Annotated in this window: 9 protein-coding genes; 4 read left to right on the top strand and 5 right to left on the bottom strand. The window is 56.0% G+C overall.

The window, feature by feature from the left end:
- The 3 genes from ABX962_RS11770 to ABX962_RS11780 form a co-directional block, all read left to right on the top strand.
- Nucleotides 1-915: zinc-dependent alcohol dehydrogenase family protein (locus tag ABX962_RS11770; protein WP_372719575.1), on the top strand; the 915-nt coding region annotated here is incomplete at its 5' end.
- A 584-nt stretch (nt 916-1,499) separates the two neighbouring features.
- The gene (locus ABX962_RS11775) at nt 1,500-4,433 is read left to right on the top strand and encodes a protein kinase (protein ID WP_372719577.1); all 2,934 of its coding nucleotides are present in this window, start codon (nt 1,500-1,502) and stop codon (nt 4,431-4,433) included.
- A gap of 126 nt (nt 4,434-4,559) precedes the next feature.
- A complete protein-coding gene (locus ABX962_RS11780; protein ID WP_372719579.1) occupies nt 4,560-5,513 on the top strand; it encodes a diguanylate cyclase in 954 nt (317 codons plus the stop codon).
- A gap of 138 nt (nt 5,514-5,651) precedes the next feature.
- Here ABX962_RS11780 and ABX962_RS11785 read toward each other — a convergent pair whose 3' ends face one another.
- The 5 genes from ABX962_RS11785 to ABX962_RS11805 form a co-directional block, all read right to left on the bottom strand.
- Complete coding sequence (locus ABX962_RS11785) at nt 5,652-8,039, bottom strand: TonB-dependent receptor (RefSeq protein WP_372719581.1); 2,388 nt, start codon at nt 8,037-8,039, stop codon at nt 5,652-5,654.
- 179 nt (nt 8,040-8,218) lie between these two features.
- Nucleotides 8,219-10,360 carry a right-handed parallel beta-helix repeat-containing protein gene (locus tag ABX962_RS11790; protein WP_372719583.1) on the bottom strand — a complete coding sequence of 714 codons (2,142 nt, stop codon included), beginning with the start codon at nt 10,358-10,360 and terminating at the stop codon, nt 8,219-8,221.
- Between the two features lie 264 nt (nt 10,361-10,624).
- Nucleotides 10,625-13,033: a catalase/peroxidase HPI gene (katG, locus tag ABX962_RS11795; protein WP_372719585.1), complete on the bottom strand. Its 2,409-nt coding sequence runs from the start codon at nt 13,031-13,033 to the stop codon at nt 10,625-10,627.
- 218 nt (nt 13,034-13,251) lie between these two features.
- Nucleotides 13,252-14,919, bottom strand: a complete 1,668-nt coding sequence (locus tag ABX962_RS11800; protein ID WP_372719587.1) for an FG-GAP repeat domain-containing protein — start codon at nt 14,917-14,919, stop codon at nt 13,252-13,254.
- 215 nt (nt 14,920-15,134) lie between these two features.
- A complete protein-coding gene (locus tag ABX962_RS11805) occupies nt 15,135-15,305 on the bottom strand; it encodes a hypothetical protein (RefSeq protein ID WP_372719589.1) in 171 nt (56 codons plus the stop codon).
- Between ABX962_RS11805 and ABX962_RS11810 the strand changes: the two genes are divergently transcribed.
- The coding region (locus tag ABX962_RS11810) for a tetratricopeptide repeat protein (protein ID WP_372719590.1) at nt 15,304-16,842 on the top strand (1,539 nt) is incomplete at its 3' end. The two genes, ABX962_RS11805 and ABX962_RS11810, sit on opposite strands and share 2 nt — an antisense overlap.

Genomic DNA, 16,842 nt, shown 5'->3' on the forward strand with positions numbered 1-16,842 from the left:
GGATGGATGGGGCACGATCCCGATATCCGCCTGCCGCATGTCCCTGGGCACGAACTCGCAGGGGTGATCGAAACGGTTGGCCGCCATGTCGGCCGTTGGCAAATCGGCGACCGAGTGACCGTGCCGTTTGTGTGTGGTTGTGGCACGTGTGCTGAGTGTGCAGCGGGTGAACACCAAGTGTGTGAACGGCAATTTCAACCCGGTTTCACTCACTGGGGATCGTTTGCCCAGTACGTCGCAATCGACTACGCCGACACCAATTTGGTCAGACTTCCCGAAGCGATCGATTTTGTGACTGCCGCCAGCCTGGGGTGCCGGTTTGCAACCGCGTTTCGGGCTATCGTCGACCAAGGCCAACTCAGCGGCGGGCAATGGGTAGCGGTTCATGGCTGTGGCGGTGTGGGGTTGTCTGCGATCATGATTGCCAACGCATTGGGGGCGAACGTGATTGCAATCGACATCCACGAAGAGAAACTCGACTTTGCACGAGCGATTGGAGCGGCCGAAACGGTGAACGCGGCGGTTGTGGACGACGTCGTTACCCAAGTGCAGAGCATCACGCGCGGAGGGGTGCATGTTTCGCTCGACGCGTTGGGCAGTCCGACCACCTGTTTCAATTCTATCGCCAATCTAAGAAAGCGTGGTAAACACATCCAGGTCGGGCTGATGTTGGGCGAACACCGACAGCCCCCGGTGCCGATGGACCAAGTGATTGCGAACGAGCTCGAGATCCTGGGCAGCCACGGCATGCAGTCGCATCGCTACCCGGCAATGCTGGCGATGATTGCGGCGGGCAAACTGCAGCCCGAAAAGCTGGTGGGCAAAACAATCCGGCTCGAAGAATCACTCGAAGCGCTGACCACGATGGATCGCTATCCCAACACCGGCGTCACGGTGATCAATCAATTCGATTGAGGAATGAATCAGCTGCGGAGGCGAGTTTTGAAGTTGCGTTTTCATCACAACCCGACGCGCCAGTTTTGAAATTGCGCTTTTGTATTTAGGGGCAACGCCTCGGACGTTTACCTAGCCCAGCCCAACGGGCTGGGACCAAGAAAACCAATGAATTGTAGGGCCAACGGTCCGGCCGTTTGCTGGGACTTAATGAGGGCGGCTAGCAAATGGCCGGGCCTTTGGCCCGAAGAACGTCTAAACGCGTAACTTCATAACACGTGTGCCAGCCAAGGGCGTCTCTTGGTTGCTCGTTTCGATACGGATATTCGTTAGGACTAGCGCAACCGCTTCGCTGGCGAGTTATTCACCGCAGACGTGGGCGAATTCCGCAATCACCGTCACGCACCGGCACAACAGCACGACCTACGTTTCCAGCGGAACAAGGAATATCGGGTCGCAGACTCGGGACAGCAAGTGACTTCGCAATAACCGCCGGCATGACAAACTCTGAATCAAATCACCTTGACCCGACAAGCCGGCTTAGTATTCCATCGAGTGGCCTCCAATCTGACGCAACTTGCTCTGACGGATTTAGCAGTGATCGCTTGAACCCGAGCAACGCGTCGGCAGAAAGAAGTCGCTCACGCTCTCGACGAAATCGTCAGCGTCCCTCGGCCTCGTCCGATTCGATCCCCGATGTCACGATCGGATCGAATCCCGCCCCTGATTCATGCGGCCATGCGAATCCCACCAAACTAGCCAGCGAGGATCGCCACACTACATCGCGTTACGAGTGTGTCGGGGAAGTCGGGCGAGGCGGATGGGGGATCGTCGAAAGAGCGGTCGATCGTCAATTGGATCGCGAAGTCGCGGTCAAGCGGTTCACCGATGCCGATGACGTAACCGAGCAGGAACGTCAGCGGTTTTTGCATGAAGCCAAGGTGACCAGCCAATTGCAACATCCCGGGATCGTTCCGGTCCACGAGATGAGAGATCAGCGGGACGCGTTCTATGTGATGAAGTTGCTCGATGGCGTGACGTTTCACGAATTCATCCAACAGCATCACCAGCAATACATCACCCAACGTCAGACGCGTTTCCAGTTCGGCGAATCACTCGAACCACTGCTGCAACGCTTCGTCGATGTCTGCAACGCCGTCGCCTACGCGCACAAGCGAGGCGTTATTCACCGTGACCTGAAACCATCCAATGTGATGATCAGCGATTTTGGTGAAACGATCGTATTGGATTGGGGGTTGGCTCAGTCGGTTGCGGGACCGGTGGCGGGGCAAACCAAGGGCAATCGCCAACGTGATAGCGGATCGGCCGCCGAAGTCTCGTCGATGATCGAACCGGACGGAACGATCGTGGGGACGCCGGCCTACATGTCTCCGGAACAGGCAGCCGGCGATATTTCAAACATCAACCAAGCTTCCGACATCTACTCGCTCGGTGTGGTGCTGTACAGCATCATCGCGGCCCGCCATCCCTATCACGGCCAACCAGTTGAGAAAATCCTGCAGCAGGTCAAACAGGCTTCCTTCCCAGACGTCCGCAACATCCAGCCGCAGACGCCATCGCCGCTGGTGTCGATCGTTAACAAGGCGATGTCGGCGGCGCAGCATGATCGCTACCGCAGCGCGGACCAATTGGCCAGCGATGTGCGGCGGTTTATTGCCGGCGACGCGGTCTCGGTGCATCGAGAAAGCGTGGTGCAGCAAAGCATACGGTGGTGTCGACATCACCAAGGGATGGCCGCCTCGATCGCGATTTGTGGTTCCGTATTACTGGTAGCCGCGATCGTGTTTGCAATGGTGATCAAACAATCGCATCGCGCCGAAAAGATCGCCCGTATCGAGGCACAGCGATCTCACCGCGAAGCCATTCTTAGCCTTGCCGAAGCGCGTGATGCGACCGACACGTGGTTGGTGGAACTAAGTGGGTCGCTTCAGTTTTATCCCGGCATGGCAAAGCTGCGATCGGACATGCTCGAGCGTGCAATCGCTCAATATGATCGTATCGCTCAGCAAAATCTCGCCTCATCAAACTCATCGGAAAACACCGTCACTAACGTGAGTGTGGACCAACCCGAAATACCAAGTTACCACACCGACCGACTGGCACTACTGGAACGCGTCAAGTCATCGCTTCGGCTGGGCGATCTGTATCGTTTGACAGGGAAAACGGATCAAGCACAAAAGCACTACGACGCTGCCGAACAACTTTTGCAATCTGGCACTCCCGAAAAACGTGCGTTCTCGGTCACTCTTGCCTCAACGTCCGGCATCTCTGACGCAAACCGAAGTTCCACCGATTTACTTGATCGACGATTTAAGCTCGAACGTATCCATTCGTTGATTGGACAACTCATGATCCGCGATCGCTCCGCTGCCGCATCGCCATCGCGTGAACGCATTGCCGCGGCTCGAGCTTGGTTAGCACGCATCGTCGATCCGCTTTTGGACGCCCCCGGCAACGATGGCGTCCCGAGCTTGGATGCATTTACGGCTCGCGCTGCATCCGCGTCCGTCAGACTGGAAATGGCGTTAGGTTGTGCGAGCACGGCGAATCATCCGGGTGATTGGCCGTGGAGTGAAACGTCGTACGAAAATGCGATCTCCGTCGCTCGTTGGTTGACGAATCGCCGCTGCACGGTGGGGAACCGCCGATTGTCCGAGAGCATTCAAACCGAGAACTGTCGACGATGGACAGAGGCGGGCCAACACCGCCGGGCGGTCGAATGTTGGTCAGTCCTGATCGGCGATTTGAACGACTGGTTAGCGGTCGATCCGAACCGCATCGACTACATGCAATCGCTTGCTCATGCATTGCTGCAGCGTGGCAACGGTTTAGTTGCTATGGACCGTCGTGACGAAGCCACGGCTGATTTCGAGGCTTCGATTCGAATGCTCGAAACCGCTTGGCGTCTGACCGACGACGACGGATTTTACCGCGTCAATTTGGCGACCGCCGAGAACAATTTGGGGCAACTATTGGCCAGTGGAAGTAACCGCAATCCCGCCTTGGCGAGCCGACTGCTGCGGCAATCACTGCAAACCTACGAGGCGTTGCTGCGAGAAGAGGTGACCGCCGACCGTTTGCGTCGCTATGCCCAGACGCATCACGCCCTAGCCATGGTGACGATGGATGCTTCGGATGTGCACAGCGTTATTGCCCCCGAGCCAATCGAACACGCACAAAAGGCAGCCTCGGCATTTGAAATCTTGATAGACCACCAGACGTTGACGATTGAGGACACTTTGAACTGGATGCGTTCCGAAATGCTGCTCGTCAAACACCACGTTAACCAAGGTGACGAGGATGCGGTAGCGAAACACGTGGACTCGATCGAACGCCAACATCGTTGGCTTGCTGATCAACCACTGACCCCCGACCAAAGTCAACAGTTTGAGGAACTAAGCGATGCAATTGCCAACATTCAGCAAGCCGCGACCAAGAGTGAGGCGACCACCAACGAAATGATCGGTACGACCGACAACATCGAACCAATCGACATCGAATCACCCGCGACCGAGTGAATGGAATCCCCTCGGCCGCCCGTGTTGGCAGAGCGTAACCCATGTTTGGGAAAGTCTTGAAACACCGTTGCTGGCAACATCGCGCCCACTCACCTGTCTAGCCAATTCGACCAATAATTGAACATCATGACCAACCCATCCTCCGTCAGTCACGAGTTGATCCAAACCACTGCAGTTCCGTTAGCACAAAGTGGTGTGGACCTGACCGAGGCGACGTTGCGACGACAACGGCTTGTCGACCCGAGCCCGACCGAAGATGAATGTTGTTTGGTTCAGATCTATCCGCCCGATGTCATCGAAGGAATGCTGTTACTGGAAGAGGAAGAGTTTTCGATCGGCAGGTCACCCGAAACGGATCTGCCGCTTTTCGACAGCAGCGTTTCACGTCAACATGCGATGCTGATTCGCGGGAACGAAGGTTATCGGATTCGTGATCTTGGCAGCACCAACGGCACGTTTGTTAACGAAAAGGTTGTCCATCCCGACTGTGCATTGCGAAGCGGCGATACGATCCGAATTGGTAGCTTTCTGTTCCGATTCTTGTCCGCAGGTTGTGTCGAAACTCATTACCACGAGACCGTCTATAGCGTGATGACGCGTGACGCGTTGACGGGAACGATGAACAAACGCTACTTAATGGAAGCGTTGAACCGCGAAATCGCTCGTTCGATCCGCGCTAAAATGGAAATGTCGGTGGTAATGCTCGACATTGATCACTTCAAATCGATCAATGACACGCACGGTCACTTGGTCGGCGATGAAGTGTTGCGAACGTTCGGCCAACGCGTCGGTGAGATCTGTCGCAGCGACGATCTGTTGGCACGTTACGGGGGCGAAGAATTCTGTTTATTGCTGGCCGCAACCGGCCACAAGGATGCCCACGAGATGGCCGAGCGATGTCGACATGCAATCGCCGATACTCCCTTCGACACCGCAGCGGGGGCGTTGGCGATCACCGCCAGTTTCGGATTCGCCGTCTTGAACCCGAGTGAACCAAAGTCCGCCAGCGGATTGTTGGGGGCGGCAGACCAACAGCTCTACGAAGCCAAACGCTCGGGGCGAAACCGCGTCTGCGGTTAGTGCTGTGATGGCCCAGACTTCCCCTCCGTCATCATTGGAAGTCTTTTTCGTCGCGGATCGCTTGGTGTGGTTTGTGGAGGTCGACGCCCGAGACGCGGATGCCGTGCACCTGACGACAAGCTGGAAGCCTATCCCACATCAATACGTGAGCTCGCCGCCGACGTAGAAGGCAAATCCGGGACGAAACACGCCACGGCCAGACCGATAATCGATGTGCTCGCGGTAGAATTTGTTTGTTAGATTCTCAAAACCGCTGGTGACCAACAGGTCGCCAAATCGTCGGTAGCTGCGAATGTCGTAAACCGTGAACCCCGGTGTTTCGATCTCTTGTAGCGTGCTCGCCACCCGGTCTTGGTTGTCGACGATACGTGCAGCGAATTCAACGCCCCAGCGATCGTTGGGACTCGGATCATGAATCAGAAATCCGACACGGGCTTCCATCGGAGCGATGCCGGGAAGCGGTTCCGCATCCACGGTGCTATTGCCACTGCGAACTGAATCACCGGTGTGACGTGACGGATCGAGACGGGTGTGATCGCGGCCTTCGACATAGGTCAAGATACCGAACGTTGACACCATCGAAGTCATAGCGACTTGCCCGTAAGTCTCAAATCCACTCAGCGTCGCCAGATCGGTATTGACGAACGATGCTCCTTGCTGGAACCCATCGACCGTTCCTGCAGGATCGAACAAATCGTAAGTGATGTAATTCTGAATCCACGCATGGTGACCGTGCACACCGAACTGGACATCGTCAGAGACGTATTGGATTCCGAGGTCACATTGATACAGACGCTCGGAACTCAGTTCGGGATCCCCATCCAAGAACGTCAACCCTCGCTGCAGAGAACCGATGAAGGTGTATTCGGCGTACATTTCGGTTAGCGTGGGCTGCCGCATGGCAAACCCCATCCCAGCGCTGCCGTTCCATCCCGCCCCCAAATTTCGGTTGGCCGTCAGATAGGCCGATCCCAACAAGAATTCCTTGTCCAGCGTTGTTTCCTCGAGCACGCTGAGCGGTTCGGGTACCCCGGCCACAATATCGCGTGAATCAGTAAACACGCCATCGATTCGCGTCCCCGCCGTCACGACGACGTCCTCGTTCCACTGAACAATACGTTCGACATAGGCCCCCATGTCGATCGAATCACTGCGTGGGATTGGAAAGTTGTTGTCGTTGGGGTCGGGGTCGTAATAGTCGTATTCGTTCAGCTCCTGGTTCAAGTAGATCATGTCGGTCCCGATCGAGGTCTGGGAACCACACGAGAAAAATGTCGACTCGAATCGGTAACCGGCCGACAGTGCATCGCCATCAGTGGTGGTCGAACCATCGGCAGCGCCGAGGAACGAGGGCTGGAAAGCATCCACGAGCGACGGGATCTGGCGTGCCTTGCCAGGCCGCCGCGTGTCACCTTCGAATCGTGTGCGGTTGTACCAAACTTCACTGGTGAATCGATCTGCAAACGACGGGGCGTCGTTTGTATAAGTGATCTCGTAACCGTCTGTGATTAAAAAGTTCAAATCGGTCACCAATCCTGGAAACTCGAGATCGGTTTGATCCAATCGCAAGGCGTTGATCTCGACCTTTTCGTGATCATTCAAATCGAACCCGTACGCGACAAACAGGTCTCGCGACTTGTAGCTCGCGGGAATAAAGAATCCGTCTTGCCCCGTTTCGTAATCGTTGCCGGTTCGATGGCCATAGCTGATGTGAAAACCATAGTCATCGCTGCCGCCCCAAAAGGATTGACGTCCATAGAATTGCTCGCCATTGGAGGTGTAGGTTCCGCTGGTCGAACCGTGGCCTTCGTAACCGTTTTCGTAGCGTGGCGATTGCAGAAACTCGAGATCAACGAAGCGAAACCCCGGACCATAACGACTAGCGTAGGGGCCTTTGATCAAAATAGAATCTTGGATCAATCGCGAATCGATCTTGCTCATCATCGTATCCAAGTCCATCCGAGCCGGTGCCCAGTACGAACCGGATGCAAGCACTTGCCCCACCCGTTGCCCCCGTACCCGCGTATCGCTGACGATGGGTGTACGATTTTGGATCGAAACCCCGTGGGCACCCTTGGAACGTCGCAGCAAATCGCCAACATCCGCAGTGCGTCGGCCCAACGCCTCTTCACGAAACACCGCGTCGGCTGCGGGGGATCGTGCAAGCGGTTCACGATTAGCCGGCAATTCGTCCACTTGGCTGACGTCGCCAAATAGATTGGCGACGCGCGCGTCCGCTGCGATCGCCTTGTCTTTGGTGTGCGATGCTTGGTCGTGCCGAGCATCGTCCTGTGCCGCGCTATCGTCACCGAGAAGTCCCGGAACCTGCATTCCGGGTGCTGGAATCACCGGTGCCTGCATTACGGGGGCCTGTATTACGGGGGCCTGTATTACGGGGGCCCGCATTACGGGATCCGGCTGCTGCGAATACAGCGACGACGAATTCAGGACGAACAGGATCGCAACGCCAAATGCGGCGATCGATCGCAGTGGGTTCTGAGCGTTGATTGTGCTTGGTTGCGGCATTGGTGCTCGCGACTCCCGTCCATGTTGCTGCCGTTCGATCAAAGAACGTGTTGTTTTCACTGCTGCGTATCGCGACCGTTCGTCGTCGCGAAATTGGTATCCGACATTCGGTAACCCGCTGCTGCGGACCGAAACGATTGCCAAGTTACGCGACTCAAACCACGACGTTGAAATGACTTTTAAGGAAACGTGTCATTGCCGTCCTCGTTGTCCGCACCGGTATTGTTCGACGCCGATCCATTGTTGGTTCCGTCGTACCCGAATTCGCCATTACCAACGGCGTCATTGCTGGAGAACGTTCCTGAAACGGCGTTTTCGTCAAAGTCGAAGCCGCTACCGCTATTGTCGATCGCTTCGTTCGCGAGGAATTGTCCCGAGTTGACGATAAAGTCAAATCCGGCTCCGTCGTTTCCAGTCGCGATGTTCTCTTGGAACAAACCAAGGTTGTCAGCAAAATCGAATCCAACATCGCCGTTATCAAACGCCAAGTTTCCTTGCACGGTGCCATCGTTGTCGGCAAAGTCGAAACCGAAACCACCATTATCGAAGGCCAGATTGTTTTCGATCACGCCGTTGTTGCGAGCGAACGTATAGCCTTGCAATCCATTATCCGCCGACAAGTTGCCTGCGATTGATCCGGTGTTGTCCAGAAAATCGAAACCACTCAGTCCGTTTTCGTAGGACTCGTTTTCGTCAAAGTTTCCTGAGTTGTCGTCCGCAAAGAATCCGAAACCTTCGTTCCGTAGCGATCGGTTCAGCGATACCTCGCCATCGTTGTCGAACAAGTCGAATCCGTTTTCGGCATTCCCCAAAGCATTGTTCTGAACAAACAATCCTTCGTTTTGTTCGATGTCGAAACCGTGGCCGCCATTTTCGGTGGCTCGGTTGTGAGCGATGATACTGTCGGCATCGAGAGCACCGAATCGGAATCCGCTTTCGGCGGCGCTGGTCACGTTATTGCTAAAGATCAGCACATCAACAAGGTCATCCAAACCGCCCGGCAGATCGCTGGAAATCCCATGCAGACCGCCAAAAATATTGAACCCCGAAATGACGCTGTTGTCCGCCGTCAAGATGACCGCTTGCGTGTCGTCGGTACCATACAAATTCACCGAGGACCCGAACGTGGCATGGATCCCGCTATCGGCACCTTTTACTTGCAATCCCCCCCCAAGCAATTGTTGCCCGTCTTGGACTTCGATCGGTTGAGACAAGTAAATATTGCCACGTCCACCATCAATGATCACCGAGTCGGTGGTGGCATTGGCGACCGCGTCAGGCAGATCCGGCGTGCTTGCATCAAGCACCGTGACCGACCCGATTTCAAAATCGTAGATCGCGTGGACGGCAACTTCTTGGCCTCCGGGCGTCGGCGTGGATTGTGTCACGACATCGACATCGCGAACGACCACATCTGTCATCCGTCGCTCGATTCGTGACATACGGCGATGACGCCGGCGATCAGGACCAAACGGCATTCGCACCCCCACCGTGGCCGAGGTCTGAGAATCACGCACGCCGTCGTGCTGATATTGCACCCCCAACGTCAAACGAGAATCCAACGACAAAAAGGGCAAGTCAAAGGACCGCAATTCGGCACGTACCCTCGGCCCCTGGATCGACTCGGCCGTGGGTGAATTCGTGTCGAAGTGATAAGCCCCGACAAAGCCGCGAAGCTCGCTGTCAAAGTAGTTGGGGATGCGACACAGCAGTAATCCGACCTCGGCGTCCGTCCCCGCGTAAGCACGCTCTTCGTTGTTCTGCACGACGAGGTTGCCGTTGGAAAGGACCGCGGTCGCCCCAACCGCTTGCGTCGATCCACCCTCGGGCAAATATCCGTTCCAACGAAAATCCCAGATCTCCGTTAAGAACTCGGCACCCAACGTTGCTTGGTGGAACGTATTCTCATTCGCAGACCGTTTGACATCATAGAATCCATAGACGCCGACGATGTAGTCACTAGCGACCATGTGCCGGTACACCAGCCCGACATTGCCTTCGGCGCCACCACCGCTGAGAAATTGACCTCGAATGTCCGAAAAAAGCAGATTTTGACGGTCGGACACCAGCGGGACAAACAAATCCGTGTGCAGCCGGCTGTGGTCATCGCCGCGGCCCGTGAAGGCTGCATAGGCACGATACGGATCACTTTTTATCCCCGGATCAAACGGACGCGTTTCCCGCAGCACTGGTGCAGGCACTGCAAGATCAAGCGACTCGGCCGTAGACGACTGCGGATGAGGTGATTGGGCGTGCAGTGACGCCAGCACGCCCAGCATCGCGATCGCCTGCAGCGAGACTTGCAGTTTCCAGTTCTGCACCAGCTTTCCTCGAGTTGCTTCTAAAATTCAATTCGAGGCATCCCTAACCCCTACTACCGTTCCAACCTGTCCCCTTTTATCGGGCGATCACATGATGCAATCAAATAAATACGGGTAAAAAACTCAATTCCAAACCCGTTACGCAACAAAACTAAACAAAAAACCACACGCATCTGCAGATGCGTGTGGTCGAAACGGGGGCACTTGCGATGGCCCCTGCAGCTATCGCGAGCCCCTCTCGTCCGAAGCTGCGTTGCGGCAGGATCAGCGATTCACGGCGGGACCGAGGTCAAAACGATCCAGCTTCATCACCTTGTTCCAGGCCGCAACGAAGTCGTTGACGAATTTCGTTTGCGAATCGTCCGCAGCATAAACCTCTGCGATCGCCCGCAGCTGCGAGTTTGATCCGAACACCAAATCAACAGAACTCGCCCTCCATTTAATGTCGCCGGTCTGCCGGTCAAGCCCTTCGTAGAAGTGATCGCACACCGCCGACTTCTTCCAGCGCGTGTTCATGTCCAGCAAGTTAACGAAAAAGTCATTCGACAACGTCTCGGACTGCGACGTGAACACGCCAAGTTTCATGTTGTCAGCATTCGTATTCAACACTCGCAAACCACCGACCAACACCGCCATCTCTGGCGCGGTCAACGTCAACAAGTTGGCTCGGTCAACCAGCAACTCTTCGGCCGGTCGATCCAATTTGTCGTGACCGAAATAGTTGCGAAAGCCATCCGCGGTCGGCTGCAGTACTGCGAAGGCCGCGACGTCGGTTTGCTCTTGTGACGCGTCGGTGCGGCCCGGAGCAAAGGGAACTTCGACATCGTGTCCGCCATTTTTCGCCGCTTGCTCGACCCCCGCAGCTCCGGCTAACACGATCAAATCGGCCATCGAAATCTGCTTGTCACCCGTTTGGGAACCGTTGAAATCCTTTTGAATTTTCTCGAGTTTCTGCAACACCTTCGCCAATTCCGCGGGCTGGTTGACGGGCCAATCCTTTTGCGGTGCTAAGCGAATTCGTGCACCATTGGCGCCGCCCCGCTTATCGCTGCCGCGAAACGTCGACGCCGATGCCCATGCGGTCTCTACCAACTGCGAAATGGATAATCCAGAGGCAAGAACCTTGGCCTTCAAATCGGCAATGTCTTGATCATCAATCAATTCATGATCGACCGCGGGAACCGGATCTTGCCACAATTGCGGCTCGGCAACCTCAGGCCCCAGCAAACGAGCGTGGGGCCCCATATCGCGATGCGTCAACTTGTACCATGCCTTGGCAAAGGCCTGTTCGAACTGATCCGGGTTTTCGTGAAATCGCTTCGAGATCGGACCATAGATCGGGTCCATCTTCAGCGCCAAGTCGGTCGTGAACATGATCGGAGCATGCGACTTTGACGGATCATGAGCATCCGGCACCGTCCCCTGAGCCGATTCTTCCTTCGGCGTCCACTGATGCGCCCCCGCTGGACTTTTCGTCAGCTCCCATTCGTAGGTAAACATATTCTCAAAGTACTCGTGCGACCACGCTGCCGGTGTCGATGTCCAAGCGCCTTCCAACCCGCTGGTGATCGTATCACCCGCGTTGCCGGTGCCGTAAGAATTTTTCCAGCCGAGACCTTGCTCTTCGATGCTGGCACCTTCGGGCGCGGCACCGACGAACTTGCTGGGGTCGGCCGCACCGTGAGCTTTGCCAAGTGTGTGACCGCCCGCGATCAGGGCAACCGTCTCTTCATCATTCATTGCCATGCGGCCAAACGTTTCGCGAATGTCCTTGGCGGCGGCAAGCGGATCGGGTTTGCCGTTGGGGCCTTCGGGATTGACGTAGATCAACCCCATTTGAACGGCGGCGAGTGGATTTTCGAGTTCACGATCGCCACTGTAGCGTTTGTCCCCCAACCACTCGGTCTCGGGCCCCCAGTAAACATCTTGCTGCGGTTCCCAAACGTCTTCGCGTCCTCCCGCGAATCCGAATGTCTCAAACCCCATCGACTCGAGCGCACAGTTGCCTGCGAGCACCATCAGATCGGCCCACGAGATATGCTTGCCATACTTCTGTTTGATCGGCCACAACAACCGGCGTGCTTTGTCGAGGTTACCGTTGTCCGGCCAACTGTTCAGCGGCGCAAAACGCTGGGTGCCGTAGCCCGCCCCCCCGCGGCCATCGGCCACGCGGTAGGTCCCCGCGCTGTGCCACGCCATGCGAATAAAGAATGGCCCATAATGCCCATAGTCGGCGGGCCACCAATCTTGGGACGTCGTCATCAAGTCGTTGATGTCCTTCTTGACCGCATCGAGATCAAGTTCCCCGAACGCCTCGGCGTAATTGAATTCCGAGCCCATCGGATTGCTCTTGGTCGAGTTCTGGTGCAGGATCTGCAGGTTTAATTGATTCGGCCACCAATCACCGTTTTGGTAGACTCCGGCCGCGGTGTGTCGCTGGCTGGCGTCTGGAACCGAGCCCATCACCGGGCATTTCGACGTGGCCGCATTCTTCGAGCCCGCATTCTTCGAGCCCGCATTCTTTGACGCCGCATCCTTTGATGCCGCCTCTTTCTCCGTATTCATTTCTCCTAGCGGGATTGCCGATTCCTTGACCTGAGCGAACCCAGGGGTGGCGATGCAGAGCACCGCGATGCTCGTCAATGTACGAGCGAAGCGAGTTTTGTGAGTCATGATCTGTCCTAACGTTGGGAGTGGAGTTCGACCTACGCGATGGCGGACCGGCGAGCCGACGACATAGAATTATGACGGGCAGGCAAGTCGACACAGACTTATTATTGGCACTCCCACAACATTTTCCCAATGCATCGATTGGATAGAAGCCATGCAGGAAACGCATGACGGAGCAGAAATAGATTTCGTGAGCCGCGACGCCACCGGCAGAGCAGGCTTTATTCGCCGGCGTTGTATAACAGGATCAGATCGGGCTGATCCTTAGGGCCATTGCGAAGAAAATTGCCGACCACGACATCCAACTTCCCGTCACTGTCGAAGTCGGCCGTTTCGAGTGCTAGGTGTTGATGCGATTTCGCTTCGACCTTGGTTGGCTCGAATCGCCCCTTTTCCGTTTGCAGCAACAACACGATCGACGACGAGTCCACTGCATCGACTTGTTTTTGACTTTCCCCCACCAAGAGCGACGTGGCGATTACATCCATTTCTCCATCGCCGTCAAAGTCCGCCGCTCGGGCTGCCATTGCGCCAGGCATATTGCACAGATGGTGGTGTTTCCAAGGGTACACTCCATCGTTCTCGAGCCACTGGACCGAATGATGCGGCTTGGCACCACGATCGAATGAATCGCCGTTGGTGTACAACACATCCACATCGCCATCGCCATCGAGATCGACGACTTGAATGCCGCTTGAACCGTACGCTGGATTCGGAGCTCCCCACAGCAACTCGCTCTTAAAATTTCCTTGGCCGTCGTTGATAAAGGCTTCGACGCGTTCATGCTCTTGTCCGAACAGGGCGATGAAATCGAGATGCCCATCGTGGTTCAGATCGACCGGGGGGACGTGAATCGGTCCGTGACGTTCGTCAACGGTTTCCACGGTGAACTGCGGCACTCCCTGTTCCATACGATTCTCGTTTCGCATCAAGAAAATCTTGCCTGTCACACGCCATCCGAACGCGGCAACCAGCAAGTCGATGTCACCATCGGAATCGAAGTCGCCGGGTCGAACATCGGCGAGCCGGCTGAGCCCGTCCAGCAACACGGTCTTCTCAAATTTCTCAATGCCGTTTTCGCTGGTTTCGCTTTCGCTTGTTTCGCTTTCGCTTGTTTCCTTGCCCTCGGTGTTCGTGCTGCGATGCAACCAGACGATTTGGCCAAGATCGCTCTCGTTGGCATTGAATTCGCCAATATCCGCGATCACGAGATCGGTTTTCCCATCCTGGTCCAGATCACATGGAGCCACGTGAACCGGCTGCAAAACGGTTCCGAGCCGAACCGTCGGACGGTCCAACTCGGATGGCCAATGCGCCTTGACCGCGCCGGTGCTGATATCGCAATAGACAATCGCGGGCGTCGATTTCATGCCAAGATCGATCCACTGAATGTTGGTAATGCCCGGCGGTCGATTATCGGGATAGTCGGCGGTGATCCGGTTAAAACGCACCGGCGACGGGGGATAGCCGGCAATACCGTTCGTGAGAATGAGTTCCTCGGGCGCCTGGTACTGAAAGAATTTCAAAACCTCGTCACGGTCGGGAACCTCCAAGTCGGTTCGCCCCGAGATCTCGTAGAGCGCGAACCCTTGGTACACTTCGCCTACCCATTCCTCCACCGTCGAGCTTTCCGGAGGAGACATCGAGTGACAATCGCCACAGAATTTGTCGACCTGCGGTCGCATGCGATTCACAAACGCCAGTTTTTCTTGTTCGGTGAGGGACATCTGATCCCCCGCTTCGGAAACCGGATCCGCGTAAGCCTGATCTACCGTTTTGATGCCAACCTGCTTGGGGGGCGTTTCGACATCCGCCGCATCTTTGCATCCGGCACCTGTCACCAAGAAACCAAGCAAACCGAAGGCGGCAAAGCGAAGAGTTGAAAACATGGATTGCAACAAGAATGGCATGAACGGGCGAATGAAGCTGATAGGAAGTTTAGCATGAACCGTAAAAATCAGCATCACCTACGAGTCGACCAGCGGGTCCGCAGCCGGATTCCACCTTTTGAAATTGTGCCCCTCAATACAAAAGCGCAACTTCAAAATCCCCGCAGTGGGGGTCAACATTGTGAGCCCCCAGGCGACTCGTTAGAATCAAACCGCTAAGCTTGGCTATCGAGTCGTTCGTCGATCAACAGAATTTTGAAATAGGGTGGGACCGTCGCTTCCGGCGGAGGATTTGAGGCGTGTATGCTGTTGTCGATCATCTTTTGCCCCACGACTCGTTCCCGATTGGAGTCACAGACGGGTCCGCAGTGGCTTTTCTTGGCCATGGTTCTCGGTTGCTTGACCCTAGGCTGCAGCGATTCGAGCGACCGTTGGCCCGATCCCAAGACGGACGAGGCTCCGCTGCGGACCATGAAACTCGCGATCGACGCGGGTGATTGGCAGCGGGCTTACGAGTACACCGACGCCGTCCTGCTTCGTTATCCCGATGACATTGATGTGTTGATCGATCTTGCCAAAGTCGCGCATGTCAACGAGCAACCTTCGCGAGCCGCAGACATTCTGATCCAGGCATGTCGCGTCGAATCGTTCGCGCAAGAACCGCGGGTGCATCAGGCGATGGTGGCGTTGATTTCCGCAGGACGACTATTTGACGCGATGGAATTTTTAGCAGAAGCCATCCGCGACCAACCCGATCACCATGAAATGCGGCGGACGCTGTTCGATTTGTATGTGGGGACCGAGAATCGTCGAGCGAGTTTGCCGCACGGGCGATTTCTGGTGCGTAAGCGGCAATTTGATCTCGAACTACTGAAGTCCTTGGGGAACACCGTCCGCCGTACGCTCGACCCGAAACCTTTAGAAGAGGTGGCGTCGAGAAACCCAAGTGATCGCCGTCCGATGATTGGACGAGCACGGATCCAATTCGACGAAGGCGATTTTGGCGGGGCCATCGATCTGCTGCGCGAAATCATCGAGGCTCATCCCACCTTTGTCCCCGCGCACGCGTTATTGGCTCGATCCTTGGCGTCGGCCGGGCGTTTCGACGATCTCAAACAATGGTCCGAGAAACCCGTTGTGGGAATCGAAGTCGAATCGAACTATTGGCTCGCCCTTGGCGACTGGGCAAGAGCGAAGCAGCAAATCCCACAGGCTGCTCGAGCGTATTGGCAAGCAACCCAGGCCGATGCCGATGTGGCCGAGTCGTGGACAAAGCTGGGCGTTTCACTAAAACAGCTGGTGCAATCCGGCAGTGAATTTCCAAAACAAGCGATCGAATCGGTCGAGCGCCGATCCACGCTGCTGAACAAGTTCAATCAGCAGAAGAGTCGTTTTGAACGAACCGGTGAAATCTCACGCGAAATTGCCACCGAGATTGCCGTGACGCTGCGGGATTTGGGGCGATTATGGGAGGCTGAGGCGTGGGCGGCCATCGCGACGACATTGCCAGCCGACGATGCCGTGCCGGTCGAAAAGACGCGAAATCAGATCATATCGCTGCTGCGAAACGATACGCCGTGGCAAACCACGCAGCAACATCCCGAATTTGCAATCGACTTGTCCTACCTGCCTTTGCCTGGGATGGCCGCGTCCTCGGCAACCGACGATGCCGCCATCCTCGATTCACAGCGAAGGGCAGCGACCCCCGACGCTGCGGATGCGACGACGCCCAAACTGCATTTGGTGAATGAAGCCTCGCTTCGCAATTTGAATTTTTTCGGTGCCACCGCCGACGACCTGGACCAACCCGGCATCATGCTGCATGAAACGCTTGGCTGCGGTGGCGGGACACTCGACTTTGACCTCGACGGATGGAGTGACTTGTATTTGGCGGCGGCCGGTGGAAAACCGCCAAAGCGCGAC

The sequence above is a fragment of the Novipirellula sp. genome (assembly GCF_041583735.1).
Lineage (GTDB): Bacteria > Planctomycetota > Planctomycetia > Pirellulales > Pirellulaceae > Novipirellula.

Bases quoted from the DNA above. Each gene is read 5' to 3' on its own strand.
- ABX962_RS11780 (WP_372719579.1), top strand. From the start codon at position 4,560: ATGACCAACCCATCCTCCGTCAGTCACGAGTTGATCCAAACCACTGCA.
- ABX962_RS11785 (WP_372719581.1), bottom strand. From the start codon at position 8,039: ATGCCGCAACCAAGCACAATCAACGCTCAGAACCCACTGCGATCGATC.
- katG (WP_372719585.1), bottom strand. From the start codon at position 13,033: ATGACTCACAAAACTCGCTTCGCTCGTACATTGACGAGCATCGCGGTG.
- ABX962_RS11800 (WP_372719587.1), bottom strand. From the start codon at position 14,919: ATGTTTTCAACTCTTCGCTTTGCCGCCTTCGGTTTGCTTGGTTTCTTG.
- ABX962_RS11805 (WP_372719589.1), bottom strand. From the start codon at position 15,305: ATGGCCAAGAAAAGCCACTGCGGACCCGTCTGTGACTCCAATCGGGAA.